This is a genomic window from Pseudomonas syringae group sp. J254-4, from assembly GCF_032586855.1.
In the GTDB taxonomy this organism is placed as follows: Bacteria; Pseudomonadota; Gammaproteobacteria; order Pseudomonadales; family Pseudomonadaceae; genus Aquipseudomonas; species Aquipseudomonas amygdali.
Genome location: NZ_JAWHOO010000012.1, coordinates 120,550 through 137,859, shown reverse-complemented (window position 1 = coordinate 137,859; position 17,310 = coordinate 120,550). Strand labels below are relative to the sequence as shown.

Annotated in this window: 15 protein-coding genes, 1 tRNA gene and 2 pseudogenes; 8 read left to right on the top strand and 10 right to left on the bottom strand. The window is 53.5% G+C overall.

Translation table 11 applies throughout. The annotated features are described in order from the left end of the window. Nucleotides 1-2 precede the first annotated feature (2 nt). The 3 genes from RYB09_RS16045 (at nucleotide 3) to RYB09_RS16035 (ending at nucleotide 2,830) form a co-directional block, all read left to right on the top strand. Nucleotides 3-863 carry an alpha/beta hydrolase gene (locus RYB09_RS16045; RefSeq protein ID WP_316889289.1) on the top strand — a complete coding sequence of 287 codons (861 nt, stop codon included), beginning with the start codon at nucleotides 3-5 and terminating at the stop codon, nucleotides 861-863. 75 nt (nucleotides 864-938) lie between these two features. After that, on the top strand, nucleotides 939-1,940 hold the full coding sequence (locus RYB09_RS16040) for an NADP-dependent oxidoreductase (protein WP_058409614.1): 1,002 nt from the start codon (nucleotides 939-941) through the stop codon (nucleotides 1,938-1,940). Nucleotides 1,941-2,017: 77 nt separating this feature from the next. Further along, nucleotides 2,018-2,830 (top strand): oxidoreductase, encoded by an 813-nt coding sequence (locus RYB09_RS16035; RefSeq protein WP_058399966.1) that lies wholly within the window; start codon nucleotides 2,018-2,020, stop codon nucleotides 2,828-2,830. 21 nt (nucleotides 2,831-2,851) lie between these two features. On the opposite strand, the gene RYB09_RS16030 is transcribed toward RYB09_RS16035, so the two are convergent. The 3 genes and pseudogenes from RYB09_RS16030 to RYB09_RS16020 form a co-directional block, all read right to left on the bottom strand. Continuing rightward, complete coding sequence (locus RYB09_RS16030) at nucleotides 2,852-3,814, bottom strand: DMT family transporter (RefSeq protein WP_058399965.1); 963 nt, start codon at nucleotides 3,812-3,814, stop codon at nucleotides 2,852-2,854. Between the two features lie 79 nt (nucleotides 3,815-3,893). Next, on the bottom strand, nucleotides 3,894-4,622 hold the full coding sequence (locus RYB09_RS16025) for an AraC family transcriptional regulator (protein ID WP_316889285.1): 729 nt from the start codon (nucleotides 4,620-4,622) through the stop codon (nucleotides 3,894-3,896). Nucleotides 4,623-4,761: 139 nt separating this feature from the next. After that, nucleotides 4,762-4,869, bottom strand: a pseudogene (locus RYB09_RS16020) (TetR/AcrR family transcriptional regulator); the annotation flags it as partial. 214 nt (nucleotides 4,870-5,083) lie between these two features. On the opposite strand from RYB09_RS16020, the gene RYB09_RS16015 reads away from it, so the two are divergent. Then, the gene (locus RYB09_RS16015) at nucleotides 5,084-7,498 is read left to right on the top strand and encodes a DUF3772 domain-containing protein (protein ID WP_316889283.1); all 2,415 of its coding nucleotides are present in this window, start codon (nucleotides 5,084-5,086) and stop codon (nucleotides 7,496-7,498) included. 76 nt (nucleotides 7,499-7,574) lie between these two features. Here the strand turns inward: RYB09_RS16015 and RYB09_RS16010 are convergent, their stop codons facing one another. The 6 genes and pseudogenes from RYB09_RS16010 to RYB09_RS15985 form a co-directional block, all read right to left on the bottom strand. Then, on the bottom strand, nucleotides 7,575-8,081 hold the full coding sequence (locus RYB09_RS16010) for a hypothetical protein (RefSeq protein ID WP_316889281.1): 507 nt from the start codon (nucleotides 8,079-8,081) through the stop codon (nucleotides 7,575-7,577). A 32-nt stretch (nucleotides 8,082-8,113) separates the two neighbouring features. Then, a pseudogene (gene tnpC, locus RYB09_RS16005) lies at nucleotides 8,114-9,645 on the bottom strand (IS66 family transposase). A gap of 16 nt (nucleotides 9,646-9,661) precedes the next feature. Beyond that, the gene (gene tnpB / locus RYB09_RS16000) at nucleotides 9,662-10,021 is read right to left on the bottom strand and encodes an IS66 family insertion sequence element accessory protein TnpB (RefSeq protein ID WP_316889279.1); all 360 of its coding nucleotides are present in this window, start codon (nucleotides 10,019-10,021) and stop codon (nucleotides 9,662-9,664) included. Between the two features lie 216 nt (nucleotides 10,022-10,237). Further along, entirely contained in the window at nucleotides 10,238-11,569 is a 1,332-nt protein-coding gene (locus RYB09_RS15995; RefSeq protein WP_316889278.1) for an ATP-dependent nuclease, read from the bottom strand. Next, nucleotides 11,569-12,525 carry a reverse transcriptase domain-containing protein gene (locus RYB09_RS15990; protein ID WP_316889276.1) on the bottom strand — a complete coding sequence of 319 codons (957 nt, stop codon included), beginning with the start codon at nucleotides 12,523-12,525 and terminating at the stop codon, nucleotides 11,569-11,571. The genes RYB09_RS15995 and RYB09_RS15990 overlap by 1 nt, the downstream gene beginning before the upstream one ends. 674 nt (nucleotides 12,526-13,199) lie before the next feature. Continuing rightward, nucleotides 13,200-13,276 (bottom strand) — tRNA-Arg (locus tag RYB09_RS15985). A 316-nt stretch (nucleotides 13,277-13,592) separates the two neighbouring features. Between RYB09_RS15985 and RYB09_RS15980 the strand changes: the two genes are divergently transcribed. The 3 genes from RYB09_RS15980 to RYB09_RS15970 all read left to right on the top strand — a co-directional run bounded on the left by RYB09_RS15980 (nucleotide 13,593) and on the right by RYB09_RS15970 (nucleotide 14,829). Beyond that, a complete protein-coding gene (locus RYB09_RS15980; protein ID WP_005781885.1) occupies nucleotides 13,593-13,832 on the top strand; it encodes a hypothetical protein in 240 nt (79 codons plus the stop codon). Between the two features lie 39 nt (nucleotides 13,833-13,871). Continuing rightward, the gene (locus RYB09_RS15975; RefSeq protein ID WP_122258009.1) at nucleotides 13,872-14,057 is read left to right on the top strand and encodes a PA3371 family protein; all 186 of its coding nucleotides are present in this window, start codon (nucleotides 13,872-13,874) and stop codon (nucleotides 14,055-14,057) included. 445 nt (nucleotides 14,058-14,502) lie between these two features. Next, the gene (locus RYB09_RS15970; protein WP_002554423.1) at nucleotides 14,503-14,829 is read left to right on the top strand and encodes an Arc family DNA-binding protein; all 327 of its coding nucleotides are present in this window, start codon (nucleotides 14,503-14,505) and stop codon (nucleotides 14,827-14,829) included. A gap of 177 nt (nucleotides 14,830-15,006) precedes the next feature. On the opposite strand, the gene mgtE is transcribed toward RYB09_RS15970, so the two are convergent. Continuing rightward, nucleotides 15,007-16,449, bottom strand: a complete 1,443-nt coding sequence (gene mgtE / locus RYB09_RS15965) for a magnesium transporter (protein WP_002554424.1) — start codon at nucleotides 16,447-16,449, stop codon at nucleotides 15,007-15,009. Nucleotides 16,450-16,773: 324 nt separating this feature from the next. Here mgtE and bamE point away from each other — a divergent pair, with 324 nt between their 5' ends. Further along, nucleotides 16,774-17,265: an outer membrane protein assembly factor BamE gene (gene bamE / locus RYB09_RS15960; RefSeq protein ID WP_058399958.1), complete on the top strand. Its 492-nt coding sequence runs from the start codon at nucleotides 16,774-16,776 to the stop codon at nucleotides 17,263-17,265. Nucleotides 17,266-17,310 lie beyond the last annotated feature (45 nt).

Genomic DNA, 17,310 nt, shown 5'->3' with positions numbered 1-17,310 from the left:
TCATGAGTAGCTCAAATCTGCAGACTCATTCGGCGCAGTCGTTTGTCCAGGCGCCTAATAAAATCGCAACAGTCGCAGGCATTGCCTTCGCCTATCGCGAGTCAGGTTTGCGTGGTGGCGTGCCGCTCTTGTTGCTCAACTACTGGGGCGCGGTACTGGACGATTTCGACCCGCGCATTGTTGATGGTCTTGCTACCAGGCATCACGTTATCGCCATCGACTATCGCGGGGCTGGTTTATCGACCGGCACCGCGCCGCTGACGATAGGCGAGATGGCTCGGGACACCCTTGAGCTTGTGCGGGAAATGGGCTACAGACAAGTGGATCTGATTGGCTTTTCAATGGGCGGTTTCGTGGCTCAGGACCTGGCATTGAAGGCACCCGATCTGGTACGCAAGGTTATTCTGGCAGGCACAGGGCCGGCAGGCGGGCACGGTATCGAGCGCATAGGTGCGCTGGCCTGGCCGCTTATTCTCAAAGGCTTGCTGACGCTGCGAGACCCCAAGGTCTATATGTTTTTCACCTCCACACTCAATGGCCGACGCGCCGCCAGAGGCTATTTGAGCAGGGTGAAGGAACGCACCGTCGACCGCGACAAGCCGCCGACGCCTCGCTTGCTGCTTCGCCAACTCAAAGCAATCAAAGCCTGGGGAAAACAGCCAGCGCAGGATCTTGCACGCCTGCGGATGCCTGTACTTATCGTCGTCGGGGACAGCGACGTCATGGTCGCAAGCGAGTTGAGTCGCGATATGAGCCAACGTCTGCCGCAAGCGCAACGAGTGGTTTATCAAGACGCAGGCCACGGTTGCGTCTTTCAGTACCACGCCGACTTCGTCTCAACGGCTCTGGGGTTCCTTGCATAAAGCGTTCGAACTTCAACTGCGCATCGTTTTTAAAAACAACCCATCACTGTCAGACGACCCTGGAAATCTAGCGTCATGAAAGCACTTACCTTCGAAAGCTATGGCAAGTCGCCTGAAATTGCGATAACGCATGTGCCTCTGCCAACCATCAAGCCTGATGAACTGTTGGTTGAAGTTCACGCGGCCGGGTTGAACCCGATCGACAACATGATTACCACAGGCACGTTCAAGGCCGTCCTCAAACACGAACTACCCGCCATTATGGGCAGTGATCTTTCCGGCGTGGTCATAGCAGTAGGCAAAGCTGTCACCCGCTTCAAGGCGGGTGACGCCATTTTCGCCAGTATCTTTGACCTCGGCAAAGGTAGCATCGCCGAATTTGCAGCCGTGCCTGAGCGCGCTGCTGCACTTAAACCGGCGAATCTGGATTTCGTACAAGCGGCCTCCATTCCAATGGTCGGGCTTACATCCTGGCAAGCCTTGAAGGAACACGCCAATCTTCAACCCGGCCAGAAGGTATTCATACCTGCCGGAGCTGGAGGCATCGGCACCTTCGCTATTCAACTGGCAAAACACCTGGGGGCCAACGTCGCCACGACCACCAGTACCGGCAATGTAGAACTGGTGCGCAGCCTGGGTGCAGATGAAGTGGTGGACTATAAAAAGCAGGCGTTCGAGCAAGTATTGCGCGACTACGACCTGGTGCTGGGTACAACGCGAGGAGACACGATTAAAAAAGCCGTCGGCATCCTCAAGCCAGGAGGCTTAATCGTCTCCCTCGTCGGGCCACTGGATAAAGCGTTCGCCAAGGCTCGTCGGATGAATGCCTTCTTCACTTTCCTCTTCGGGCTGATGAGCCACTCGATCAGGCGCCGTGCGAGAAAACACCACGTGACCTACTCGTTTCTGTTCGTACGCCCGCAGGGGGCTCAACTCGAGAACATTGCCGTGTTACTTGAAAGCGGACAAATCAAACCCGTCATTGACAGAGTCTTTGCGCTGGAGCAGGCCAAAGAAGGACTTGAGTACCTGGCCCGAGGGCGTGCCAAAGGCAAAGTAGTGGTGAAGATCAGGTAAGTGTCGGTGACCCGCGTTTTAAATTCCCCACATAAGCAACTTGTCGGCCCCCAGCCTTTTGAACACTGGAGCATCACATGAGCACTTCTTCCGGAAAAACTGCCATTGTCACCGGTGCATCATCCGGTATAGGTCGCGCAACGGCCGAGGCGCTGGTGCACTCGGGCTATACCGTATTTGGCACGAGCCGCAAGATTGGCGAAAGTGCAACGCAGGTGTCCATGCGTACTTGCGACGTAACTAACGATGACTCAGTCGGCGCGCTCGTTTCCAGCGTACTTGCGCAGACCGGGCGGATCGACCTGCTGGTCAACAATGCAGGTATTGGCCTGATAGGCGGCTCCGAGGAATTCTCGATACCCCAAGTGCAGGCGTTGTTTGATGTCAATCTGTTCGGCGTCATCCGCATGACCAATGCGGTATTGCCGTCGATGCGCGAACGTGGCCAGGGGCGCATTATCAATATCGGATCGATTCTGGGCCTGATACCCGCGCCCTACTCTTCTCATTATTCGGCGGTCAAACATGCGCTGGAAGGTTATTCGGAATCTCTGGATCACGAAGTGCGCGCCTTCAATATTCGCGTCTCGGTCATTGAGCCGGCCTTTGTACGAACCGTCTTCGATCAAAACGGCCTTGAGCCGGACCGGTTATTGAAGGAATACGATCAGGCCCGCGCAGAATTCAAGGCATTGCTCGCCGATGTAATGCCGAAAGCCGATTTGCCGGAAGTGGTGGCGGCTGTAGTGCTGAAAGCGGCGAGCGATGCCCACCCCAAGCGTCGCTACACTGCCGGCAAGACAGCCCGACAAATCAGCATGCTGCGTCGCTTTGCGCCTGCCGGGATGTTTGACAAGAGCCTGCGCAAGGAGCTTCGTTTGCCGGCCTGAAATGCACGCGAGACGGCCACTTCAGGGGCGGTGCTTGAGCTGGATAGTCGGGGAATGTGGTGGCGCACGATGACAGTTCAGACACCAGACCACACCGCAGACCAGCAAGGCAATGGCAGCCAGCTCGTAGCCGTCGGGTAGTCGGCGCTCCCATAAGAAACCGAAAACGAGCGCCGCCAGCGTTTCAATCACAAGCACTTGCCCGCTGAGTGCCAAGGGTAGAAGTCGGCTCGCCTGATTCCAGCAGGCACCACCCACAACCGAAGACAAAAGGGCAACGCCACCGGCCACCACGAGAAAATGCAGCCATTCGGAAATACCATAGGTACCCGCTTGAGAACCCAGCACGGGGGCTGCCAAAAGCAGTGATTGAGCGCCTGTCATGACGCCCATAAGCAGCGCCCAGTCATGCGCGGAGACGTTGGCGACCTGCACCAGCCGCCGGGCATTGCTCACCGCAAACCAGCTCCACGTCAGCAACGCACCTGTCGCGCATAAAATCCCGACAATATTTGCCGCTGTATCGGGCCTTTGATCATTGATCAGCGCGTGCCAACTGATAAGCACAACGCCTCCCACCGCGCAGCACAGTGAGGGGAAGAGCTTGCGCAGAGAAACGGCATTTGCGTCATGACGACCTGCCAGGGTTACCAGCACCGGAATAAGCCCGACAATCAACGATGTTGTGGCGATACCGACCAACTGCACGCCTGTGCCCACCAGCGAGTAGTAGATGAGGTTGCCGATCAGGCTAAGCCAGAAGAGTGACTTCCAGTCGGCCATGGTGAGACTGGCGCAAACACGCCGCCAACGCAGCATCAGCAGGGCTGCAGAAATCGCGCCGTAACAGAGAAATCTTATGACCGCGAACTGCAAACCGCTCAAACCCGGAGTCAGCTGCGGGCCCAGGAAGATCACGCCCCAGCACAGGCCGGCGCAAACTCCATAAATAATGCCCTTGAGCAATGATCGATCAGCAAACATTTCACCAGCGCTCCAACGCCTAAAGCATGAAGTCTGGAACGTCGGGCCTGGAGGGTATTGTCGGTAACTGCGGAATTTTTTACCCGGACTGTTTTTGCGCTTTACGATAAACCGCCGGGGTCGTGGCGCTCAAACGCTGCATAGTGCGCGTCAGCGATGCCTGATCGGAAAAACCTGCACGCAAGGCAATCTCGGCTATCGGCAGCGAGGTGCCACGCAACCATCGTTGGGCCTCCTGTATGCGTAGTTCAGTCAACCACGCTTGAGGACTCATCGCGAATAATTGCCGGAATCGCTGGTGCAGCTGGCTCATGCTCATGTTTGCGACTTGGGCCATGGCCTGGTTGCTCCAGTGTGCGCCAGGATTTGCTCGCAGACGAGCTATCAACTGCTCTATAGGGGAAGAAAAACGGCAGGTGTCCGAGCCAAGGGATGACAGAAGCAGAGGGCCCAGCTGTGAGGCAGCAATGGCCAGTTGCTGGTTACCGATCAGCTCGGCGAATTCGATAAGCCGACGGGTCGCGGGCGAAACAGGCACATATATTTTCTCGGCCAGACGCCCCATCTGCAGTGTTTCCAGCGTCGTCGGTGCGCAGTCCAGCACCAGAAAACGGCTGTCGACGTGAGTCTCTTGCGAGTGCAGCGAACCTGGCTTTACCAGCGCTGCCAACGACTGATCGATAAAGCCACCGCGACCGTCCACGTCAATCTCCATTCGGCCACGAATCGGCAGTACCAACTGAGCATGGTCGTGACAGTGCTGAGGGCTTTGCGTCTTGTAGCTGCGAACTTCAAGGCTTAGAAACATCAGTGCACCACTTGCCGTCTGGTGATATTCAAGGTCTGGCGCTCCACAGTGCCTGCGCGCATGCTTAGGCGTTGAGCGGCTTCAGCAACAGTCAGTCCTGATCACGCCCTTTGCCTGATCGACGCCGATCAGCATCTGCTTAAGCCGGCAGCAGCAGGCAGGCACGACAGGTGTCGATCAATGTATCAAAAAGGGCAATGTCCGACCGGCTTCCTGCAATGAGCTGAGCGCTCGCCACAGCGGAAAAATCGCCTGACAACAGCCACGCCCAGGTCAGCCTTGCCTGGAAAGTGACAGTCAATACTGGCTGGTTGCCCCCGTTTTCAGCGCTCAAACGTGAAGTCCTTGGTATTCTATTTGACTGCGCTCTAGTGACGCGTGAGTGCAGCTCAAGACAGACAAGGCCCGTGCCTGAAATACACAGGTCTTGCCAGGCCGCTTAGTGCAAAGAAGGGAAAATAATGCAGCACGCTTCGCTGAACCGTTTTCATACTGGGCTGCTCGCCTTGCTTTTGCTGTGCGTGACCTTGCCAGCCCTGGCCCAGAATAGCCCGGCACCTCAAATCGATAGCGCCAGTAGCGCATCCCCGGCAGTGGATGCACCGAGCCTGGACGACTTGAGCGAACAACTGGATCAGATCCGTCAAAAAGTGACGGGCAGCGCCAACGATGACGTGCTTTCAAGCCTGCGGCAGGCCGCTTTGCAGGTCCAGAAACAAGCCGACAATCTGACTGCCCGACAAGCTGTCGACATCGAACACCTGAATGATCAGCTCAACATTCTCGGACCGGCGCAACCGGACGAGGCGCAAAGTCTGACCAGTCAGCGCAAGACATTGACCGCTCAGAAAAACGCGCTGGTCAATGATGAACGCCAAACCAACACGCTAAGCCAGTCAGCGCGGGACCTGGCTACGCAGATATTCAATCTGCGCCGCAGCCTTTTCGATTCACAGATCAGCACGCGGACAGCGAGCCCGCTCAGCTCGGCGTTCTGGTCCACACTGATTCGTCCTACCGATGACGATCTGGGACGCTTGAACAGACTTCTGGTGGATGTCCGTCAGGTGCTCAACAGCACCCTGGCACCGGAAAACCGTGTGCAATTCATCAGCATTGTGGTCGGCGCGCTGTTCGTATGGGTCGTTGTTCGCCGCCTGCTGGAGCGCTTGCTGATCTGGTCGATGATACGCTGGCTACCCGAAGGCCGCCTGCGGCGCAGCGCCCTGGCACTGGCTGTAGGGCTATCGACCATTCTCACCATTACCGTTGCCACTTCCTTGTTGCGCTGGGGGATCGTGCGCAATGCGGTGCTCAGCAACGACGTGGTCAACCTGCTCGATCAGGTGCAGACGCTGATCACTTTCTGCGCCTTCATCGTCGGTCTGGGCCGCGCGCTGTTGATGCGGGCACACGCCTCGTGGCGCCTGCCGCAAATCCCTGACCAGATCGCCACGGCACTGGGCCGCTTCCCGCCAGCCCTGGCGCTGGCACTTATGATCATCGGCACGCAGGAGCGCATCAACAGTGTCATAGCCAGCAGCCTGGCCCTGACGGTAGCGGTCAATGGCCTGACAGCGCTGGCGGTTTCGCTGGTGTTTTTCTACGCTCTGGTGCGCTACCGCCGAACCCGCCGACGCTTTGAGCTGGAGCGGCCAGCAGGTTTCGTCGGGCTGCTTCCCTTTATCGTTGCGGTATGGGTCGGCCTGAGTTTGCTGGCGTTGCTCAGCGGCTACCTGACACTGGCTTACTTTCTGGCGGTGAAACTGCTTTGGGTGAGCGTGGTAGCGTCCACTGCTTATCTGCTGATCGCCTGCTTCGGTGACATCTGCGAGACCCTTCTGTCGCCCAAACAACCTGGCGGCATGGCGCTGGGTTCGGCGCTGGGCTTGTCCGCCCGTCACCAGGCCCAGGCAAGCACCGTACTGGCAGGCATAGGCCGTACCCTGCTGTTGCTTACCGCATTGCTGCTGGCTTTTCTGCCTTCGGGTTCCAGCCCGGGCGACCTGCTCGCAAGTTTCACTCAAATGGACGTCACGTCCAAATCCCTGGGCAACCTGAACATCGTCCCCAGCGATATTCTGATGGCGCTGATTTGCCTGGTTGTCGGCCTGCTGGGCGTGCGTGTACTCAAGGAGTGGTTCGGAGAACGCCTTCTGCCCGAGACCAACATGGACGCGGGCATGCAGGCCTCGCTGGTGACCTTGATCGGCTACATCGGCTTTGTGCTGGTGGTGGCCGTGGTGATGTCCACGCTCAAGATCAGCCTGACCAATTTGACCTGGGTGGTCAGTGCGCTATCGGTGGGGATAGGTTTCGGCCTGCAAGCCATTGTGCAGAACTTTATCTCTGGCCTGATTCTGCTGACCGAACGCCCGGTCAAAGTCGGAGACTGGGTGAGCCTGGCCGGGGTCGAAGGCGATATTCGCCGGATCAACGTCCGCGCGACCGAAATCCAGATGGGCGACCGCTCGACAGTGATCGTGCCGAACTCGCAGTTCATCACGCAAAACGTGCGCAACGTCACCATGGGCAACGCGCTGGGCGTAGTCGGAATCACCCTCACCCTGCCACTGGAAACAGATGTTCTGCAAATACGCGAGCTGCTGTTGCAGGCCTTTACCGAGCATGAAGCGATACTCGACACGCCTGCACCTTCAGTCACCTTCAAAGACCTGACCAATACCGGTTTGATCATCAGCGCCAGCGGCTACGTGAACAGCCCACGCTCGGTGGGTGGCGCGCGGAGTGATCTGTTGTTTACGGTTCTGGGGCGTCTAAGGGAATTGGGTGTAGCGCTGTCTGCGCCGCAGAGCATGGTGTTGATCAATGAGGGGGCTGGGAAAGAGGTCACGGAGGAGTCGGTGACGCCTTAGCGTAGGAATGAAATGCGTGGGTAGCCGTCTGAAGACACTACGGAAGATCCCTGCGGACGGCCCGTAGCTCCAACGGTTAGAGGCGAATCCGACGTTCCGTGAACGCATAGTCTTCCTGGCAATCCCCTGAAGGATCTGATTCGACGCTGGTGTAATGGACGGTGTCGGCATCGAGGAATTTATAGCTGTAGACATCTGGCGAGGACACGCCAACCGTCTTCATGGCATTCTTTCCGCTAGCTGCTGACCATGTCCCATGCTCCACTTGAATCCGCTGGGTTTGCTGAGCGTCACGATAGAACGTAACGGTGAATTTTCCGTCTTGTTGAAAGTTGGTACTCCAAGACAAGAACTGACACTTACCGTTTGCCTCTCGCAAGCCCTTCCACGAGCCGACCAGAGCTGGATCATTTGGAAGCCTGCTAGCTGCGCAGCCGCCAAGCACTGCTGCAAGGACGATGATACTAATTGATATGCTCCGTTTCACCTGAACTTCCTTCTTCAAAATAATAGGTAACGCGACACCGAAATGCATACCGGATTGATATCGACCGTCGGAAGGAAATCTTTGTATCTGCGACACAAATCCCACCTAGCAGAAAATGAGGATTGGGTTTAGCGAGGCATCTCTGGCGAGCAGCTCCACGGCAGCAAGGCTTCGTAATTTTCTACCGATGCAGCATGCAGCAACCGCTCAAGTACGTGGCGCAGCCACGTATAAGGCTCTTGGCCGTTGAGTTTGGCGGTCTCGACCAGGCTGTAGATCTGGGCGCTGGCCTTGGCGCCTTTGGGCGTGTCGCTGAACAGCCAGGCTTTTCGTCCGATGGCGAACGGCCTGATTGATCTTTCGGCAGCGTTGTTGTCGATGGGTAGAAACCAGCTTCGATATAACGCTCTATCCGGCTCCAGTTGTGAGCCAAGTAGTTCACCGCTTTGCCCAAGGCTCTTTGTGACGTGACCTGCGGCTGCGTTGTTTCCATCCATGCTTTGAGCTTCGTCAGCTCAGGCAGGCTTTTTTCCTGACGACCGATGTAACGCTGCTCATCGCTGACATCCTTGAGTTCACGCTCGATGCCATACAGTTTGTTAATGCATGCCAGTGCAACATCAGCGCGGCCTGTCTTGCCTTGAGGCTGCACTTTCTTCGTCTCCACAAACTTGCGCCGTACATGGGCCATGCACGCCAGACGTTCCACACCCGGTTGCAACGCCAAAGCGTTATAGCCCGCGTAATCGTCGGTCATCACGTAGCCACGATAACTCTCCAGCAGGCACAGCGGCACTTCCTGCGCGCGGCTGGTGGTGTAGTCGAACAGGACGACTTTTTGGTCTGGTGGGCCGTTGGCCTATACCCACATCCAGGATTGGCTGGTCGGGTCACGATCCGGCTCTTTTAGTATCTGGACTCGGGTTTCATCGCAGTGGATAAACGGGCTTTCGAATAATCGATCACGCATCAAATTCAACAGCGGCTGCAAGTGCTCGCTGCACTGGATCACCCAGCGCGCCAGCGTCTGGCGCGGTATCTCGATGCCATGTCGACTCAGCACCGTTTCGAAACGATGCAGAGGTAAACCGTCGACATATTTGGTTGTCAGCAGCATGGCCAGTACGCTCGGAATGGCCATGCTCTTTTCGATCAACTGAGCCGGTTTGTCAGCCGTGGCCGGTGCCGTTTCGCAACCGCGGCAACCGTAGACTTTGCGAATATGTTTAATCACCCGGATCTACATCGGCACGATATCCAGCTGCTTGCTGGTTTCTTCGCTGATGACATGCTTGCGGCAACCGCAGGCACAGGTCAGTTCGTGCTCGGGCAGTTCGTGGATGATTTCGATGCGAGGAAGATCAGCCCACAGAGGTTTGCGTTTACCACGGCCTTTGACTGGTGCAACGACTTCCTCATCAGCGTCGCCGACGGGTAGCATCGGCTCGCTTTCGGGTTCGTTGAACAGTGCCATTTGCGGTGTGTTAGGTTCGACCGTCTGTTCGGACTTGCGTCCGAACAGACGATTGCGCAGTAACTTGATCTGTTCTTTGAGATCGACGATATGACCCTTGTCAGCCCTGCGCTCAATTAGTAACTGCGCGAGCAGTTGCTTGAGCAATACAGGGTCATCAGGAAGATCTTCGGGCATGGAAATCATGCCCGGATTATACCTGTCAGGCGACGAATCTTGGAGTTAAAACCTGATGGGGACGGTTGCGCCAGAGATCAAAACCGTCAAACAACCAGTTCAGTTCCTGAACCGTCAGCACGATGGCTTCGTCTGTCTCATCGGGAGAAGTTTTGAAACGCTCGGACTCCAGGCGTTTGAGCCAAAGGCAGAAGCCGTTGCGCTCCCAGTAAAGGATTTTCACTCGGTTACGAGGGCAATTCAGAAAAACAAAAAGCACGGGGTCGAACACGGCAACTTTGATGTCCAGCTCGACCAGTGCAGCCAGGCCGTCAATAGATTTTCGAAAGTCCACCGGTTTGGGGTAGAGGTACACTTTTTCGACTTTGGCGTCGGGTCGCATCATGAGGTGCTGACTCCTGAAAAGAATCGGGAGCACAGCATCAAGCTTCAATGGCTGGTTGGGAATGTGGGGTTCATGAGGCGCTTACAAATGAGGAACCCGATGAAATGAATCAAAGGCAATCACCTGATACGCCTGATCAATCTCTTAGTTCTGTACTAGAGCTCGTTTAATTGTATAGCACAGTATGACCACCATAACCCCTCACCCTTACAACTGCTAAGCTCTATTAAGAAACCCCGCCAGAGCGCAACCAACCTTCATAACTTCATCAGGGTAATTTTTATTTAAATAAACATACAAATCTTGACTGGATATATTAAGGTTTTTCTTAATAGCCTTACAGAACTGTTTGTCACCCTGAGGCTCAAACTCCAAAGGTGAGGGTAAGGAGAATTTCCCACCTTTATAATCTTCAAATATCTTTTTTTCTATGCTGGGAAAAGGAATGCAAAACGTATAATTTTGACGACCATTACGAGTCCCCTCGTAATCACCATCAAGGATAGCCATCACCCTGTCCTCAGCGCCAAAAAAGCCCTCTATAGCATTCTTCTGACGCAACTGGGTAACATTATCGCCACCACCAACCGGTATAATCTGAAAAGAGTAGAAGCTAGGAATATTATGAGTAGCTATAATAAATTTAAAAAAACCTTCCAGCATTGGATCTTCGGTTAATATATAACGATCCCAACCTGAAAACCCGAAGAGGACAGATTTTATATAATTATACGACACTGGGTGCGTCTTTATCTCCCCCTCCTCACAACACATATAATGTAGCTCGCCATCATCCATCGTTCGCATTATTGCCATCGAGTGAGTAGTAAATACAATATTTATTTTTTCCGTCTCACAAAACTTCCTAAGCCATGGAACCAATCGACTTTGAGCAGCCGCATCTAAGGATATATCAATTTCATCGATAACGATAAGCCTAGATACACCCTTGATTTTTCTGTAGAGCGATATCAGGAAAAACTCCCCTGAGCTAAGGTGATCCTCCCTAACATATCGATCATCGTCTAAAGGCATAACATAGTAAGTATTCTTGCCTACCCGCACTTCTTTCAAAGTAGAAAACTTATCGCCACCATAAACATCAGCCAATAATAAAACTAATTCATCAGGCACATAATAGTCACCTAACATAACGGCAGTGCGGATTTCATTATCGGCGGAGCTTATGCTCTGAAAAGTATTAAACCGCTGCCCCCAAGGCATGGGCAACTCAACTTCAATTTGCTTTTTTAAATCTTGCGGAAAAACATCTTTACTATTCAGATCTTCTAGTTTTGGATCGTACTCAAAATCATAAGCCTTACCATCATATGCATAGCTTATTTTACTTCCAAGTTTTATTGCACCTGGCTGGGCCATTTTTGAGAATGTGTCGGCGACTTTAAGATTTCTGATAGATTTTATTAGAGTCGTTTTCCCTACGCCATTTTTTCCGACTATACAAGTCAACCCATTTCTATTGAGATCCAAGTCAATACGAAGATTTTCTATATGCTGAACGTTCCGCACCTCGATACAGAGCTGCATTATGAACCCACCGATACATGTACTATCTTATCAACGGCGGTGGCACCATATTTTTTTCGCAGTTTATCCAGGAAGCTAGGATCCACTGTATTTATATAATTAAGTTGACCCGAAAATTTCTTCAAGGCTTTTTCCAAGTCCTTCTCCTTCAAGAAAGACGTGAACATTTGCTTATCTTTAAGCAAGCAATGCATTGCGGTTTCCGAATGCTTTTTGAGCCGTCCATCAACTGAAACTTTTCCGTTTGGCAGAATAGCCACTCCAAGCATTCGGACTTTTTCGCCTGGCCGGATAAACTTTGTTTTCTGAGCGTTTAACTTTATACGCCCGCCAAACTCAGCATCCAAAAGCTGAGTTATACGGGGAAGCAAAAGATGCATTTTCTCTTCCACCCCACCCGACACGATTAAATCATCGGCATATCGAGTGTAAGTTAAAGAGTTGTCCTTACACCAGACAAGAAATTTCTTATCAAATTCGTAAAGGCAAGCATTACTTATCACGGGAGAGGTTGGAAAACCAGGAGGAAGCACACCATCAACTGTTACTAAATCCAACACCCTATCTAACCACTGCTCTATATCAGATATAGGACATAACTCTAGCGCAGCGATAACACTTCTACTGATCATTTCGCGATCAATACTACCGAAAAAATTCTTTATATCAGACTGAAAGAAATATTTACCCTCACTATGTTTTTCAACCGCATTTACAACGTTAACTCCCTTTCTATAAGAGAACACAACATCGGTTTCGACAGGAAGGCGGTCGAACAGCACTCTACTTAAAAACCCGAGATAGAGTTTGAGTTTTTTGTCAGGACTATAAACCACCCTTCCATCAAAATCTTTTTCTGAGTAAGCCGCTCTTACATCAAGCTCTAAAAGCTCGGTTAGCTCCTGCTTTCCTCGAAACGTCGCAAAGAAAAGCTGTTCTAGTGGGCGTCTATTCATAGCTTCATTTGCCTAACCTGCCGTTTTAATAACAGCACCTATTAATTTCAATGCTGAAAAATATTCAATCAGGCAGTTATCTTAGGTGATTTATCTAGAAATTTCGAGCGAGACCATGCTTCAATAAAATCAAAAACCATCAGGTAGGGAGCACGCAGAGGGAGGAGTCAGCGCTGAGAAAGCGAAACGAATGGAGAAACACATCGCCCTTGCGAGGGAGATGGCGATTGTGCATGGTTGTGCTCACGGAAAGGCGCTGATAGAGGATAGAGCGAGGAGCAGATTATGGAAAGGGAACGTATTGATGCTCATTACGACTCCTTACTATCCGTGTAGGTCTATGCAGTTACTCACCCAGCATAGACCTACACAAACGTAAGACGGAGACTAGACACCTGTAGAGGCCAGCATTCCAAACCGACTGGAGATACTCCTAGTCGCTGACATGAGCAGGATGGTAAGCGATGCCTACCCCTTAATCAAGCCAGCAAGGTGAAAAATGGCAACGCCCATCATCGTAAGACTCGACTCTCTACGGAGTAACACCAGTGCTGTCAGGCAGATAGGTATATTGGTGGGCCTGGAAGGACAGAACGCCACATGCCGTAAAGCTAGCCCGGTGATAGCCCGCAAAGGGTAAAAAACCTTTGCAACGCCAAGAACCTAGAAAAATATGGTGTCCCAGGGCAGGTTCGAACTGCCAACCTTCCCCTTAGGAGGGGGATGCTCTATCCAATTGAGCTACTGAGACACTGCGTGCCAGCACACCGATCGGTGCCAGCGAGGACGGCGTGCATCTTAGCGACATGTGCCGCTTTTGTCATGTCGTCATTGCCCTTCAGGGCTGTAGCCGATGTCGCCCCGAAACACGGCTGAATAAACCGATCATGCAATTTGCAATCCCCCAAAAAGCCATCATTGCAAAACGCACTGCACCCGACTTTTTTTCAATTCATATATCATTGATTTAAAAAGAATTTTTATCATTTTCTGATTGGCATGCAGACTGCATTATCAGTATCAGTGAACACATCTCCTCCCAAACGGTCGGGCACAGGTACTGGAAAATGAACAAGACTCTCTCAGTGTTGAATGCGGCAGCTCTGGTGGCTCTGGTGGCATTTCATTTTCATGACTCCGGTGCCAGTGACAAGCAGGTCACCGCACCTGCTCCTGTCCATCACCAGATCAGCCATGCGCCTCAGTTGGCTATCATGACTGACCGCATTGCTAGCGCAGCGGTATTGGCCAATGACGATGATGATTCACTTCAGATGCCACGCGCCGAGCAGCGCTGGATTTTCTGAGAACGTTTGAACCAGCCATTTTTTATAGAGAGAGTAGCCATGTCAAAATCCGCGTTGTCATTTCTGATCCTGGCGATTATGGCTGTGATCGTTGACCTGTTGCTCCCTGTTCAAGCGCACACCCTGAGCATCGCTGCCAACATCGCTGCAGGCGTGTTCGCCAGTCTTTTTGTAGTAGCGCTTTTTCTCGGCCGTCGTATCAAATTTGACCCGGTGCTTCGCTAATCTAAAAGGCATAGCCCCAAAAGCTCACAACCCTCTCGCTCGACCCGCTCATCGCGCCGAGCACTGCGCTCATATCCTCCAAATCCTGCTTTCGCCCCGCCCTCGCAACCCTTGGTCGGGTAGCTTCGTTTGCGCTGAATTCCGACCTACTCTCAGAGTCAAATAGCCATGATGGCAAAAAGAAGCTCGGTGACGTGCCCGGTTATTCAGGGGCAAATGCGAGGACTTTGCAAATTTGCTCGCATTTCTGATAATTGGTGCTGGCCAAAAGCCGCCACCTGAGTCAATATTTGTCACAGAATTGACGCCAAGGATTCGACGTATTACGGCATGATGTCGGCCCCTTGGAACCCCGGTTGAACATTTGGCCAAAATGACTGTCTCACGATGACAATCTTGCGGCCACTTGCTAGAACCGCTTCCCCTGAACTAACCGGTTAAATATATGAGCCCTATGAAACAGGCTACTTATTCCAGCCGCACGGCTGACAAGTTCGTCGTTCGCCTACCAGACGGCATGCGTAATCGCGTGCAAGAGGTAGCCAAGAATCATCACCGCAGCATGAACTCGGAAATCATTGCTCGCCTCGAACAAAGCCTGATTCAGGAAGGCGCACTTGGTGATGAACCAAGCCTGCGTCTTGACAGTCCTGAGCTGTCCTTGCACGAACGCGAGCTGCTGCAACGTTTTCGTCAGCTTTCACATCGTCAACAGAATGCACTTGTTTCGCTGATTGCTCATGACACGGAACTCGCTTCCGAAGAGTCCTGAGACTTGGTGTAACAGACAAAGGCCAGCGAAAGCTGGCCTTTTTCGTTGTAGCCTTTTTCGTTAGTAGTCGTAGGTTTAGTGGCAGTACATGGCAACCCGAAGACTTCGTCGGGGCATAAAAAAACCGCCTGATCATGGCGGTTTTTTTTATTTTAAGAGCTTGTCTTGAGGCAGAGCTTAGAGCAGAAAGATCGTTGCCAGCCCCAGGAAGATGAAGAAGCCGCCGCTGTCGGTCATCGCTGTAATCATGACGCTTGCACCCATGGCAGGGTCTCGTCCCAGGCGCGCCAGCGCCATAGGGATGGAAACGCCCATCAGCGCCGCCAGCAACAGGTTGAGTGTCATGGCCGCGGTCATGACCACGCCTAGCGACCAACTGCCATACAGCATGTAGGCGACCACGCCGATCACCCCGCCCCAGAGCAGACCGTTGATCAAGCCGACAGCCAGTTCCTTGCGCAGCAGGCGGGCGGTATTACCGGTATTGACCTGATCCAGCGCCATCGCGCGCACGATCATGGTGATGGTCTGATTACCGGAGTTGCCACCAATCCCGGCCACGATAGGCATCAGCGCAGCGAGTGCCACCAGCTTCTCGATGGAGCCTTCGAACAAGCCAATCACGCGCGAAGCCAGGAAGGCCGTCACCAGATTGACTGCCAGCCAGGCCCAACGGTTACGCAGGGAACGCCATACCGACGCGAAGATATCTTCTTCTTCGCGCAGACCCGCCATGTTGAGGACTTCGCTTTCGCTCTCCTCACGAATCAGGTCAACCATTTCATCGATGGTCAGACGGCCGATCAGCTTGCCGTTCTTGTCCACGACCGGCGTGGAGATCAGGTCGTAACGCTCGAAGGCCTGCGCAGCATCGTAGGCATCGTCTTCCGGGTGAAAGCTGACCGGATCGTTGGCCATGACTTCGCCAACCTGCTTCTCCGGGTCATTGACCAGCAGGCGCTTGATCGGCAGCACGCCCTTGAGCACGCCTTCGGAGTCGACCACAAACAGTTTGTCGGTGTGGCCCGGCAGCTCTTTCAACCTGCGCAGGTAGCGCAGCACGACTTCAAGGCTGACGTCCTCACGAATCGTCACCATCTCGAAGTCCATCAGCGCACCGACCTGATCCTCGTCATAGGACAAAGCCGAACGGACGCGCTCACGCTGTTGTGAATCCAGTGCCTCCATCAGCTCGTGAACGACATCGCGGGGCAACTCGGGAGCAAGGTCGGCCAGTTCGTCGGCGTCCATGTCCCGTGCCGCCGCGAGCAACTCGTGATCATCCATGTCGGCGATCAGGGTTTCACGAACGGAATCGGATACTTCAAGAAGAATGTCGCCGTCGCGCTCGGCCTTGACCAGCTGCCATACGGTCAGACGATCTTCCAGAGGCAGGGCTTCGAGGATATAGGCAACGTCGGCAGAGTGAAGGTCTTCGAGCTTGCGTTGCAACTCGACGAGGTTCTGCCGGTGAACCAGGTTTTCTACACGGTCCTGATGCTGACCTTCCTGACGATGGGTCAGGTCTTCAACAATACGCTGGCGCTGCAGCAGATCGACAACCTGAGCCAGGCGATCCTGCAAGCTTTCCTGCGTTTTTTTTACTTCTCTTTCGGTCATAGGCGAACTCCACTCCCAGCAGCGGAGCACGCCGGGAGATCAATCAGTTAATTCATGATTGTTGAAAAACATTATTGAGTAACGACTGGGTAAGTCCATGGAGGTGTTCCACAAGCCCCGGCGGAGCTGACGGGCGCAATGATACACCGCTTTTAGAGAAGCGCATGCGAGAAATTCAGCTTATAACAACCGTTTGCAGCGCAAACCTGCACAACTCTGTTAGCCAGCCCGGCTTCGACGTCACATTCAGCCAAGAAAACGCGCTCGCCGCCCACAGAGGCTGCGGCTAGGCTTGCACGACACCCTGTCATGGAGGACTTGAGCATGCGCACAGCCGTTCATCTATCCCTGTGGAGCGCTCTACTCTGCGCTCCTGCACCTGCAACCGCCAGCACTGTTCATCGCTGCGAGGACGCTTCCGGAAAGATCATGTTCACTACCCTCGGCTGCCCCGAAGGCCACAGCACCCGCATGCAGAGGGCCTTCAATGCACCACCGGGAACCAACATCGACCTGCTTCCGCCCGCAAACCTTTCAGCGCCAACACACCGAAAACCCACGCGCCAGAAACTGGTGGTGGTCGGCACACGCGATGATGGTTGCGGCAACCGCCTGAGCGCCGAACAGCGTCGGGCAGCGATCATCAACCAGCGCACACCTCCCGGCATGACGCAGCGTGATGTTGAGAGCCTGCTGGGGCGCCCGGACAAAGTCACCAACCGTAATGGCGAATCACATTACGTGTACAACCAGAAAAAGGGTCGCAGCAATAATGTGACATTTGACGAGAATGGATGCGTTAAAGGAAAACGCTAGAAAGCAAAAAGCCCACATCTTTCGATGTGGGCTTTTCGTTGTATG

Bases quoted from the DNA above. Each gene is read 5' to 3' on its own strand.
- RYB09_RS16015 (WP_316889283.1), top strand. From the start codon at position 5,084: ATGCAGCACGCTTCGCTGAACCGTTTTCATACTGGGCTGCTCGCCTTG.
- RYB09_RS15980 (WP_005781885.1), top strand. From the start codon at position 13,593: ATGAACAAGACTCTCTCAGTGTTGAATGCGGCAGCTCTGGTGGCTCTG.
- RYB09_RS15970 (WP_002554423.1), top strand. From the start codon at position 14,503: ATGAGCCCTATGAAACAGGCTACTTATTCCAGCCGCACGGCTGACAAG.
- bamE (WP_058399958.1), top strand. From the start codon at position 16,774: ATGCGCACAGCCGTTCATCTATCCCTGTGGAGCGCTCTACTCTGCGCT.
- mgtE (WP_002554424.1), bottom strand. From the start codon at position 16,449: ATGACCGAAAGAGAAGTAAAAAAAACGCAGGAAAGCTTGCAGGATCGC.
- RYB09_RS16045 (WP_316889289.1), top strand. From the start codon at position 3: ATGAGTAGCTCAAATCTGCAGACTCATTCGGCGCAGTCGTTTGTCCAG.
- RYB09_RS15975 (WP_122258009.1), top strand. From the start codon at position 13,872: ATGTCAAAATCCGCGTTGTCATTTCTGATCCTGGCGATTATGGCTGTG.
- RYB09_RS15990 (WP_316889276.1), bottom strand. From the start codon at position 12,525: ATGAATAGACGCCCACTAGAACAGCTTTTCTTTGCGACGTTTCGAGGA.
- RYB09_RS15995 (WP_316889278.1), bottom strand. From the start codon at position 11,569: ATGCAGCTCTGTATCGAGGTGCGGAACGTTCAGCATATAGAAAATCTT.
- RYB09_RS16030 (WP_058399965.1), bottom strand. From the start codon at position 3,814: ATGTTTGCTGATCGATCATTGCTCAAGGGCATTATTTATGGAGTTTGC.
- tnpB (WP_316889279.1), bottom strand. From the start codon at position 10,021: ATGATGCGACCCGACGCCAAAGTCGAAAAAGTGTACCTCTACCCCAAA.
- RYB09_RS16025 (WP_316889285.1), bottom strand. From the start codon at position 4,622: ATGTTTCTAAGCCTTGAAGTTCGCAGCTACAAGACGCAAAGCCCTCAG.
- RYB09_RS16040 (WP_058409614.1), top strand. From the start codon at position 939: ATGAAAGCACTTACCTTCGAAAGCTATGGCAAGTCGCCTGAAATTGCG.
- RYB09_RS16035 (WP_058399966.1), top strand. From the start codon at position 2,018: ATGAGCACTTCTTCCGGAAAAACTGCCATTGTCACCGGTGCATCATCC.